A 10839-nucleotide genomic window follows, 5' to 3' on the forward strand; every position below is an offset into this window, starting at 1 on the left:
ACCGCGAGGCTCAGCTCCAAGCTGACACCCCGACCGGGAGGATCCCGATGACCAGCACCGACCTCACCCCCGCAGAGCTCGACGCCGATCTCGACCTCGAGCAGCTCAAGCAGCTCGTCGGCCTGGTGCCGTACGACGAGAGCACCGATCCGTTCCCGGTCACCTCGATGGACGCCGTGGTGTTCGTGGTCGGCAACGCCACCCAGACCGCGAAGTTCTACCAGCTCGCCTTCGGCATGGACCTGGTCGCGTACTCCGGCCCGGAGACCGGCGACAAGGACGCCAAGTCGTTCGTCCTGAAGGCCGGCTCGGCCCGGTTCGTCATCAGCGGCGGCGTCCGGCCGGCCAGCCCGCTGAACGACCACCACCGCAAGCACGGCGACGGCGTGTCCGACATCGCGCTCGAGGTCCCGGACGTCGACAAGTGCATCAAGCACGCTCGCGCGATGGGTGCCACCGTGCTCGAGGAGCCGACCGACGTGTCCGACGAGCACGGCACGATCCGCCGGGCCGCGATCGCGGCGTACGGCGACACCCGGCACACGCTGATCGACCGCAGCCGGTACGACGGGCCGTACCTGCCTGGGTTCGTCGCGGCGCAGACCACCGTGGTCCGGCCGGAGGGGCACCCGAAGCGGCTCTTCCAGGCCGTCGACCACGTGGTCGGCAACGTCGAGCTCGGCCGGATGGACGAGTGGGTGACGTTCTACAACAAGGTGATGGGCTTCGTGAACATGGCGGAGTTCGTCGGTGACGACATCGCCACCGACTACTCCGCGCTGATGAGCAAGGTGGTGGCCAACGGCAACCACCGGGTCAAGTTCCCGCTGAACGAGCCGGCCATCGCGAAGAAGAAGTCGCAGATCGACGAGTTCCTGGAGTTCTACGACGGACCTGGCCCGCAGCACATCGCGCTGGCCACGAACGACATCCTGCGTACCGTCGACATCATGCGCGCCAATGGCATCGAGTTCCTCGACACGCCCGACTCGTACTATCAGGACCCGGAACTGCGGGCCCGGATCGGCAATGTCCGGGTGTCGATCGAGGAGCTCGAGCAGCGCAAGATCCTGGTCGACCGGGACGAGGACGGCTATCTGCTGCAGATCTTCACCAAGCCGATCGGCGACCGTCCCACGGTGTTCTACGAGCTGATCGAGCGGCACGGCTCGCTCGGCTTCGGCAAAGGCAACTTCAAAGCCCTCTTCGAGGCGATCGAACGCGAACAGGACCGCCGCGGCAATCTCTGAGCCCCCTCTCGCATCCTTCGGTCCCACTTCGCCCTTACCGGGAGACGTCGTCTGTGTCACCGACGTCTCCGGCAAGGGCGAAGTGGGACCGAAGGATGCGTGAGGGGTGGAACCACACGGCGTGTCGTCGTCCGATTACCGGATTGACTGTCGGGTCAGGAGCGGTTCGCGTACTCTGCCCCATGAGTGCGCGTCGGGGCGTGCGCTCAGGAAGGGTTTCCGATGAAGACACTGGGCATTCTGCTCAGCACCGCGGGCCTGGCCGGAGCAGGTGCGATCGCTCTGGCGACACCGGCTCAGGCCGTCGAAGAGGCCAACTGCCCGGGTGCAAGAACGATCTCGTCAGCTCAGATCTACCGGGAGGACAAGCCGCCGGGCTGGGGCGACATCCGGTTGATCCGGGACAGTTGTTCGCAGTACTGGGCCGAGGTGACGATGGACTCACGGCTGCCCAGGTATGCGATGACCACCGCCTACCTGATCCAGTACGGCGGTTCCAACGACGGCCGGACGCTCACCTGCGACAGCAGTGGCGGTACCGGTGCGGTCGTGGCAGGGCAGCGGACCTGCCGCACACCGAAGGTGAAGTCGCTCGACACCAGGGCCACCTTCGTTGCCGTCGCCAAGGAGTTCCACGACTACGGCGCCGGCTGGTCCCAGATCTCGGACAACAGAACCTCCCGAACCCGCTGATCACCCTGCCGACCGGCAAGTAACCGCCTAGGCTCACAAGTTATGAGTGAGGTAGTCGATCGTCTTCGGGAGGCGTTGCCGCCGGAGGCGCTGGTCACGGACCCGGACCGGATGGAGAGTTACCGGTTCGACCGGGCGATGTTCTGCCCGGCCGGGCAGCCGATCGCGGTGGTGCTTGCGCGGGAGACGGCGCACGTCCAGGCGGCGGTGCGGATCGCCGCCGCGGCCGGTGTGCCCGTCGTGCCGCAGGGCGCGCGCTCCGGCCTGTCCGGCGCGGCCAATGCGCTGGACGGCTGCATCGTCATCTCCTTGGAGAAGATGGACCGGATCCTGGCCATCGAGCCGGTCGACCGGTACGTCGTGACGCAGCCCGGCGTGTACAACGCGGTGCTGTCCCGCGCGGTCGCCGAGCAGGGGTTGTTCTACCCGCCGGATCCCTCCAGCTGGGAGTTCTGCTCGATCGGCGGCAACCTGTCGACGAACTCGGGCGGCCTGTGCTGCGTGAAGTACGGGGTCACGACGGACTACGTGCTGGGCCTCGAGGTCGTCCTCGCGGATGGTCAGGTACTCCGAACAGGCCGTCGTACGGTCAAGGGGGTCGCCGGGTACGACCTCACCAAGCTCCTCGTGGGCAGTGAGGGCACCCTCGGCATCATTACCGAGGCGACCCTGTCGCTCCGCCCGGAAGCGGCCCGGCCGCGCACGATGGCGGCGCTGTTCGACTCCGGCGTGGCAGCGGGCGAGGCGATCATCGAGATCATCCGCAGCGGCGTGTCGCTGAGCCTGCTGGAGATCATGGATCGCACCACCATCAAGGCGGTGAACAGCTACAAGCGGATGGACCTGCCGACCGAGGCCGCGGCGATGCTGATCGCGCAGTCCGACGCGGGCGGCGAGGCGGGAGCGGCCGACGTCGCGATGGTGGCGAAGATCTGCCGCCAGTACAGCGCGATCGAGTGCATCGAGGCGGAGGACCCGGCCGAGGGCGAGCTGTTGCTCGAGGCCCGCCGGTCCGCGCTGATCGCGCTCGAACAGCTCGGCACGACGATGATCGACGACGTCTGCGTGCCCAGATCCAGGCTGGCGGACTTCATCGGGGCGATCGAGCAGGTCGCGGCCGAGGTGGACATCACCGTCGGCGTCCTCGGGCACGCCGGTGACGGCAACATGCACCCGACCGTGGTCTTCGACGCGGCCGATCCCGAGCAGGCCCGCCGGGCCCAGGTCGCGTTCGACCGGATCATGGAGATCGGTCTCGAGCTGGGCGGCACCATCACCGGGGAACACGGCGTCGGGGTGCTGAAACGGGACTGGCTGGTCCAGGAGATCGGTCCGGTCGCGGTCTCGGTGCACCGGGCGATCAAGGCCGCGCTGGACCCGGAAAACATCATGAATCCGGGCAAGGTCGTGACGTGAGGGTTATTTCATCTTCTGTGATTCAACCGCAACGGAACTGCCGAGGCCATTCGACGTACACGGCCGTCGGTTGTGACGTCGGACCAGCACTATGGAAGGTAGTTGTCTGAATCATCGGGGGAGAAGTTGAGGCGAGGGAGGTCACCCATGCGAGCTAGGCAGCTGCTGCCGATCGCCCTGGTGGCCCTCCTGGCGCTGACCGGCTGTGCGAACAGCGGCGGCCTGCGGGTCGAGGGCGCCGAGGTACCGTCCACCCCGGCCACGCCGTCCGACAAGCCCTCCACGAACTTCGCCGGCCCCGACCAGCGAAAGCCGGCCACGCCCACCACGCCGGTGACGCCGGTCACGGTCAGCCTCGCGCAGGTCCGGCTGAGCCTGCTCGCGGACAAGAACCTGGAAGGCTTCTTCCGGGTCGTGCTGGCCAAGTGCACGGTCATCGACCGATGCCTGTCCCGCGGCCCCACCGTGAACGTGATGCGCTCCGCCGCCCCGCAGCTCGTGGTGATGATCCACACCGTGGACAGCTTCGTCTACGGGGCCGTGCTGATGGAGTTGGAACCATCCGGTCCGCGGCGGATCTGGGGTGTGAAGGCAGACAAGTTGAAGGTCAATCCCGGCCAACAGGGTGACCTGGTCGTAGAGTCCGGGATATTCCAGGGCGACGACCCTGTTTGCTGCCCATCTGTAACTCGGGTCGAGGTCTACCGTTGGAACGGTCGACAGATGATCAAGGTCAGTTCGCGGGACCAAAAGGGAGACTGAACTTCGGTGGTACCGGAAGAACCGGCAGCGCGCATCCTGATGGTCGAGGACGACGCGGTGATCCGTGAGGCGACCCAGTTGACCCTAGAACGCCATGGGTACGACGTCACTACGGCCGAGGACGGCCTGGAGGCGATCGAGAGATTCGAGAAGATCCATCCGGACGCGGTGATGCTGGACATCATGCTGCCCGGTCTGGACGGCATCTCCGTCTGCCGCCGGATCCGGGAGAGCAGCACGGTCCCGATCGTGATGGTGTCCGCCCGCGGCGACGCGCTGGACGTCGTACTGGGGCTGGAGGCGGGGGCGGACGACTACGTCACGAAGCCCTTCGACACCCAGGTCCTGGTTGCCCGGCTGCGGGCCGTGATGCGGCGGGCGGTCGTCGATCCCGAGCGGCCGGCTCCCACCAGCGGAGCGACTGTCGAGTCGTTCGGCGACCTGGAGCTCGATCGCGAGGCGCTGGAGGTACGGCGTGGCGGCACGACCGTGCAACTCACCCCGACCGAGCTCAAGCTGCTGATCGAGTTCGCGAACAACCCGGGCGTCGTGCTCAGCCGGTCCACGCTGCTGCAACGGGTCTGGGACTACGAGTGGGGCGGCGACGGCCGGCTGGTCGACGTCCACCTCCAACGGCTCCGGACCAAGATCGGCGCCGATCGGATCGAGACCGTTCGCGGATTCGGATACAAGCTGCGGGCTTGAAGTGGGTCTTCGCAGCAAGCTAGGCCTGATCTTCCTGCTCGTTTCCTCGTTCGCGATCCTGGTGCTCTGCGTGGCGGTTTACACGCAGGCCCAGTCGTCGCGACTGGACCGGACCCGGGGTTTCGCCAGCGAGCGGATCCAGTTGGCCGCGGAGAGCTACAACACCAACGGGGTGACGCTGTTCGGCTCCCGGCTGGACGACCCGGACCTGCCGCCGGACCTGCGCGAGGTCGTGACGGCAGGCAAGGTGGCCACCTTCGTGACGGGTTCGCCGAACCGGCAGATGTGGGCCGCCGCGAGGGTCGAGGACGGCAAGGTCCTGTCGATCGCCCAGGGCTATGCCCCCAACGATCCCTCGATGAACGCGCTGCGCCGGGCGCTGATCCTGGGCGGCATCGGCACCGTCGCGTTGGTTGCCCTGGTCAGTGTGGTCGCGGCCGGCAGCCTGTCCCGCCGGATCGTCGCAGTGGCCGGTACTGCGCGACGCATCGCCGCTGGGGAGCTCGATGCCTCAGCGGCTCACGCGGTCGGTAAGGGCCGGGACGAGGTGCAGTCGCTAGCGACGGCGCTGGACACGATGGCCAGTTCGCTGCGGGGCCAACTCGAGGCGGAGCGTCGGTTCACCGCTGACGTCGCCCACGATCTGCGGACACCGGTGACAGGGCTGTTGACGGCTGCCGAGCTGCTGCCGCCCGGACGACCCAGTGAGCTGGTCCGCGACCGCGCGAAGGTGCTCAGAAGGCTGGTGGAGGACCTGCTGGAGATCGCCCGGTTCGACTCCGGCGTCGAGCAGGCGGACCTGGAGCATGTCGGCCTCGGCGCCTTCGTCGGCTCCGCGGTCGGCCGGTTGCGGATGCAGCAGTCGCTCGCGCCGGACAGCGTGGTGGTGCACCGGGTCGGTCCGGAGGAGGCGGTGTCCACCGATTCGCGCCGGATCGAGCGGATCCTGGCCAACCTGATCGTGAACGGACTGCGGCACGGGCGGCCGCCGATCGAGGTCACGGTGCAGGGCCGGACGATCGAGGTAGTGGATCATGGCAACGGTTATCCGGAGGAACTGATTGCCGAGGGCCCCCGTCGGTTCCGGTCCGGAATGGCCGAGCGAGGGGTCGGCCACGGTCTCGGCCTGACCATCGCGGCCGGGCATGCGAAGGTGCTCGGCGCCGAGCTGACCTTCGGCACGGCACCCGGCGGTGGTGCCTGTGCGCGACTGGTGTTGCCCGATAGTCCCGAGACGGAGTCGTAACACAACTAATCCCTCCGACGCGGCGTCTCCTCTCACGTCGGGTTCGCCAGAACCCTTACATACGAGGGGAAACCAGAATCATGCGCGTTCGTTCTCAGTTGGTCCGCCGTTCCGTCGCCGCCGTCGCAGGGGTCACGCTCGCCGCCGGAGCGGTCGGTGTCGCCGGCGCTCTGCAGGCCAGCGCCGCTTCGACCTCCGGCACCGGCACCACCTCGGTGAGCACCGTCGCCGCCGCGCCGACCGCCACCATCAAGGCCGACAAGACCACCGCGAAGGCGTGGTCCAAGGTCTCACTGACCGGTAAGACCACCGGGATCAAGGCGGGCACCACGGTTCAGGTGCAGCGGCTGCAGAACGGCAAGTGGGTCAACTTCCCGGCCACCACCAAGGTGACCAGCAAGGCGACCTACTCGGTGTGGGTGAAGAGCGGCCGCGTCGGCGTGAACAAGTTCCGCGTCGTCACCGGCAAGGCGGCCAGCGCGGCCGTCAGCGTCAACGTCACCAAGTGACGTTCTCCTGAACCACGGCAGCGGCGCCACCTCCGGGGCGGGGGATGGCGCCGCTGTCGTGCTATCTGGTCCCGTAGACGTTCAGCTCAGCAGCGGAACCGAAGACGGCGCCGTTGAGTGAACTCGTCCCGACGAACTTCAGGAAGCGACCAGGCTTGGCGGTGAAGTCCACCCGCTGCGTTTCGCGGGAGTTGGGGAACTCACCGGTCTTCACCGGCGCACCCCAGTCCTGCCCGTCGGCACTGACATAGATCTCGTAGCCCTTGAACATCCCGTTCGTGCCGCTCTGCCTGGGCAGGTAGCTGAACCCGTCCACGGCGTACGTGCTGCCGAGATCCAGGGTGATGTGATGCGGGTAGGTCGCCGGCGTCGGAACCTCCGACCACGCGGAATGCCAAAGTGTGCTGGGGTTTCCGTCCAGCGCCTCCGTCGCGGCACCGTCCGTCGCTACATCCTCGCTGCTCACTTCAGCCACCTTGATCCGCGACTGCGGGACGATCCCCGGTGGCAGCAGGGTCGCCTCGGCTGAGGTGCTGGCCGCACCACCTGTTGCCGTGAGCACGTACTTCCCGGCCGGAGCTCCTGCTGGCGGGGTAACAGACCACTCGGTCGTGACACTGGTGCCGGCAGCAACTGTTGGGTGGGTCGCCGGAGTAGCTGCCTCGACGGTCCAACCTTCCGGTGCTGTCAGCGCGAGAGTGATGTCCTTGGCCGCCACTGTGTCGTTGTTCGTGAAGGTGCTGACCACGGTGTTCGCCTCGCCCGAGACCATGCCGTTGAGACCGGCCCCGGACAGCGCGAGCGAAGTACAGTCGGCGGCCTCGTTCGAGGCGCCCAGGTCGGTGACGGCGAAGTCGTCCATCACGAAGTCGGCCTGGTCGCCGCCGGAGGAGAGCTTGCGGAGTCCGACCCAGTAGTCGCCTCCGCAGCCGGCCACGAACTCCTGGTCGAAGGTCGTCTTCGTCCGCTGCGCACCGATCGGCGTCGACTTCACCTCGACGGAACCCGGCCGGTCGACACCCTGCACCCAGCTGTACTGCCCGGCCTGGCCGCTCTCGTAGTCGAAGCTGACCTTGTACTTGTGCCCTGGCTTGAAGTCGACGGTCCAGGGCGCGGTCCGGTAGACGAGACCCTCGTTCTCCTCGTGCGACTTGAGCGACCAGTCGCCGTCGAGCACGTCGTCGACCAGTTTGCCGTTCCAGCCGGCCTGCGTGTACGGCGCGTGCTTCTTGGCCAGACTGGTCCGTGGGTCGGTCGTACCTCCGGCATCGCCCTTCACGAACGGCCCCCAGCCCTGATCGACGTTCTCGAAGTCGTCGACCAGCCCGGCGGCAGGGCGTTTGGTTTCGACGACCCGGACGTCGTCGATCCGCACCTGGGCAGAGCCCGCGGCAGCGCCGATCGTCAGGTTCGCCCTGTTGCCCTTGGCCACGAAGAGGACGCGAGCACGTTGGTAGTAGAGGTCGTGCTTGTCATCGGCCGCGACCCGGTTCTTAGCCGTCGACCTGGTGACACTCACCTTCTTGCCGTCAACATCCAGGGTGGTCGCACGCGACTTGCCCGGCTCGACCTCGATCCAGGCGGATGCGCTGTAGGTGCGGCCAGGGGTGAGCCCGGTGATGCGCTGCCGCAGAGAAGTCTGCCGGGATCCGAGTGTGGCGACCTGCTGGCCGTTCTCCAGTTTGTCGATCGTTGCGCCGCCGCTCGTGTTCCACTCCTTCAAGTCGCCTGCGTTGAAGCCGGGGTCCTTCAGGTGCGATCCCTCGCCCCACTGAGCGGCCCGCTGTTGAGGAGCCTTGTCGGGGTAGAGCACGTACGGCTGACCTGGCTCGGCGTCGAGTGTGATGACGCCGTTGCGGACCGGAGCTGTGGTCACCTTCACCCGGCCGGTGTCGGTGAGCCTGTAGACGGTGAACTTGTTGGTTCCTGTCAGCGGAGCCGGGACGCGCCAGGTGGTCGGGCCACCCTCGGGGTTGTAGTGGTAGAGCTTGTCGCCGTCCCACGGGAGCAAGTACTTGTTGCCGTCGAGCACCTTCGCGGAACCGACGTACAGGCTGCGCTTGCCGTTCTCGACCGCGCCGCGGACGCCGCCGGTGAAGCTGATCTGGTTCGGGTTCCAGTCGGTGATCCGCTGTTGCTGGAGGAACTTGGCCGGCAGGTTGTGCTGCCAGATGTTGGCGTAGAAGGCGTTCCAGTCGGTCTCGCCGGTCCAGCCCTCGAACTCGACCAAGGAGGCCTGGCCGAGGATCGGGTCGGCGTTCCAGACGTCCTTCTCGTGGTTGCGGACGAACCGGATGATCTGGGAGTTCAGCCCCTTGTTGGTGGCTCCGCCGTAGTCCAGGTCGTTCGCCCAGTGCGACCACAGCGAGTTGCGCTCGAACCGGTCGGCCCACTCGGTGGCGATCTGCCAGCCCTGGCCGGCCAGCTGCCTGGACAGGCTGTCAGCGAGCCAGCCGGACTGGTAGTAGACGTCGATGTAGAGCTCTTGCAGGTTGTCGTCGGTCTCGTCCCGGAGTTGCTGGAACCGCTTGACGATGTTGCCGGAGGCAAGGTCGGGGCGTTGCTTGATGTAGTAGCTCTGGTTCAGCCAGTTCCAGCCCTTGCTCGCCTTGTCGACCAGGTCCTCGCTGAACGCGTTCGCCTCCGGGTACGACTCGGTCGCGTTCACGTGGACGCCGAAGGCGGCGTTCCAGGACTTGCCCTTCTTCAGCAGGGTGTTCAGGTCGGTCAGTCCACCGGCGCGGGTGTTGTAGTTGCCGCCGTAGTCCGGGTGGGCCGAGTCGTGGCCCTCCGAGCCGTAGCCCTTCAACAGCGCCAGTTGCCCGAGTCCGTCGGTGGCGAGTGAGATCCGCTTGACGTCGTCGAGCGTGCGCAGGAACGGATGCGTCGCCTGGCTGGCGAAGTTGAACGGGATGTGTGTGACCACCCGGTCCTTCACCTGGTCGCCACCCTGCGGCTCGACCATGATCGAGCGGAACGCGATCGCGCCGTCCTGCCAGTCGACCGTTCTGTCGCTGTTCGCGTCCGGCGTCACCACGACCTTTGCCCACGGCAACGGCTCCGTGTACGGCGACGTGTCGCCGCGGTAGGTCCACTGGCCGCTCCAGACACCGACCCGGGTGGACCCGTCGGCCGCCTTCCGGGCCTGGTGCCAGAACCGCGCGCCATCGTCGACGGACTGCCCGGCCGGCTTGTCGTACACCGAGTTCGATTCGATCCCGGCGGCCAGACCGCTCGTGTTGACGAACGCGTACGCCGCTCCGACGGGCGCAGCGTCAGCCGCGGTCGATGGCGTCACCGGGGTGATCTTGTCGGCGGTCCGGGTGGAATCCGGATCCAGCGTGGTGAAGGCGGTGGTCGCTCCGGCATCAGTGCCGGCGACGGACACCAGGTCGTGGTCAGGGATGTCGATCGTGTTGACCCGGCTGGTCTCAGTGTCCCGGACGGCGTCGATCCGGAAGGTGGTCACCCGGCCGGTCACGGCCAGGCTGGCGTCCAGTTCTACCCCGGGCAACGCATCGAAGGCCAGCTTGTACGACGCCTTGCCGCCGTCCGCGCTCACCACCGGATCACCGGTCAGTCGGGCCGTCTGGGCGGTGCCGTTCACGGTGATCGTGGAGATCGCGTCCGGCTGACCTCCGAGGGACTGCCCGGACGCGACATCGGCGTACCGGATGACGCGAGGGAAGTCGGAGCCGACGGTGACGACGAGGTCCTTCGAGCGCAGCGTCAACGCGTCGGGAGCTGCCTGGGCGGTGGTGACCGGTGTGGCCAGCAGCAGGCCGCCGATCAGGGCGAAAGCGGCGGTCACAGCCGCTGGGCGGATGGGAATCACGAGCGCACTCCTGGGGGACGGAAGGGGGTGTCGTCCGGATTCTGTGCGCAAGAGCGAGCAGTAGTCAAGAGAAACAAACACTTATGAACAGAATCGGCGCGATTTCTGTTCGGCTTGGCTTCAGTCGAGCGAGAGCGTGGACCAGCCGGTGCCGAGGGCTGCTGGGTCGGCCGGTAGTTCATGCATAGCCAGGACCAGGACCGTGTGGGGGAGTCGGTGACGGACGGCACGGAGTACGGCGGTGGCGGTGTTGGTGTCCAGGCCAGTGGTCGGTTCGTCGATGAGCAGGACGTCCGGTTGGGTGGCGACGGCGCGGGCGAGGTGCAGGCGGCGCTGCTCACCGCCTGACAGGTTGCGTCCGTCGACGCCGAGCCTGGTACGCGGGTCGATTCCGCTCCGGTCCAGCAACATCCCGTCCAGCAA

9 protein-coding genes are annotated in these 10839 nt (G+C 67.1%); 7 read left to right on the forward strand and 2 right to left on the reverse strand.

Going from position 1 to position 10839, the window contains the following annotated elements; translation table 11 throughout:
• The first annotated feature begins 47 nt into the window (after positions 1 to 47).
• From hppD to VFG33_RS34090, 7 genes are all read left to right on the forward strand, one after another.
• Complete coding sequence (gene hppD / locus VFG33_RS34060; protein ID WP_325057131.1) at positions 48 to 1250, forward strand: 4-hydroxyphenylpyruvate dioxygenase; 1203 nt, start codon at positions 48 to 50, stop codon at positions 1248 to 1250.
• A gap of 222 nt (positions 1251 to 1472) precedes the next feature.
• Positions 1473 to 1943, forward strand: a complete 471-nt coding sequence (locus tag VFG33_RS34065) for a hypothetical protein (RefSeq protein ID WP_325057123.1) — start codon at positions 1473 to 1475, stop codon at positions 1941 to 1943.
• A gap of 42 nt (positions 1944 to 1985) precedes the next feature.
• A complete protein-coding gene (locus VFG33_RS34070) occupies positions 1986 to 3359 on the forward strand; it encodes an FAD-binding oxidoreductase (protein ID WP_325057124.1) in 1374 nt (457 codons plus the stop codon).
• A 147-nt stretch (positions 3360 to 3506) separates the two neighbouring features.
• Complete coding sequence (locus VFG33_RS34075; RefSeq protein WP_325057125.1) at positions 3507 to 4121, forward strand: hypothetical protein; 615 nt, start codon at positions 3507 to 3509, stop codon at positions 4119 to 4121.
• Between the two features lie 6 nt (positions 4122 to 4127).
• Positions 4128 to 4826: a two-component system response regulator CseB gene (cseB, locus tag VFG33_RS34080; RefSeq protein ID WP_325057126.1), complete on the forward strand. Its 699-nt coding sequence runs from the start codon at positions 4128 to 4130 to the stop codon at positions 4824 to 4826.
• A 1-nt stretch (position 4827) separates the two neighbouring features.
• Positions 4828 to 6072 (forward strand): HAMP domain-containing sensor histidine kinase, encoded by a 1245-nt coding sequence (locus tag VFG33_RS34085; protein ID WP_325057127.1) that lies wholly within the window; start codon positions 4828 to 4830, stop codon positions 6070 to 6072.
• Between the two features lie 80 nt (positions 6073 to 6152).
• A complete protein-coding gene (locus tag VFG33_RS34090; RefSeq protein WP_325057128.1) occupies positions 6153 to 6581 on the forward strand; it encodes a hypothetical protein in 429 nt (142 codons plus the stop codon).
• Positions 6582 to 6642: 61 nt separating this feature from the next.
• Here the strand turns inward: VFG33_RS34090 and VFG33_RS34095 are convergent, their stop codons facing one another.
• Together VFG33_RS34095 and VFG33_RS34100 are read right to left on the reverse strand one after the other, a co-directional pair.
• Positions 6643 to 10416 (reverse strand): endo-alpha-N-acetylgalactosaminidase family protein, encoded by a 3774-nt coding sequence (locus tag VFG33_RS34095; protein WP_325057129.1) that lies wholly within the window; start codon positions 10414 to 10416, stop codon positions 6643 to 6645.
• A 120-nt stretch (positions 10417 to 10536) separates the two neighbouring features.
• The coding region (locus VFG33_RS34100; protein ID WP_325057130.1) for an ATP-binding cassette domain-containing protein at positions 10537 to 10839 on the reverse strand (303 nt) is incomplete at its 5' end.

This window comes from Kribbella sp., from assembly GCF_035687465.1.
Classification (GTDB): Bacteria; Actinomycetota; Actinomycetes; order Propionibacteriales; family Kribbellaceae; genus Kribbella.

Bases quoted from the DNA above. Each gene is read 5' to 3' on its own strand.
- VFG33_RS34075 (WP_325057125.1), top strand. From the start codon at position 3,507: ATGCGAGCTAGGCAGCTGCTGCCGATCGCCCTGGTGGCCCTCCTGGCG.
- VFG33_RS34065 (WP_325057123.1), top strand. From the start codon at position 1,473: ATGAAGACACTGGGCATTCTGCTCAGCACCGCGGGCCTGGCCGGAGCA.
- VFG33_RS34090 (WP_325057128.1), top strand. From the start codon at position 6,153: ATGCGCGTTCGTTCTCAGTTGGTCCGCCGTTCCGTCGCCGCCGTCGCA.
- hppD (WP_325057131.1), top strand. From the start codon at position 48: ATGACCAGCACCGACCTCACCCCCGCAGAGCTCGACGCCGATCTCGAC.
- VFG33_RS34070 (WP_325057124.1), top strand. From the start codon at position 1,986: ATGAGTGAGGTAGTCGATCGTCTTCGGGAGGCGTTGCCGCCGGAGGCG.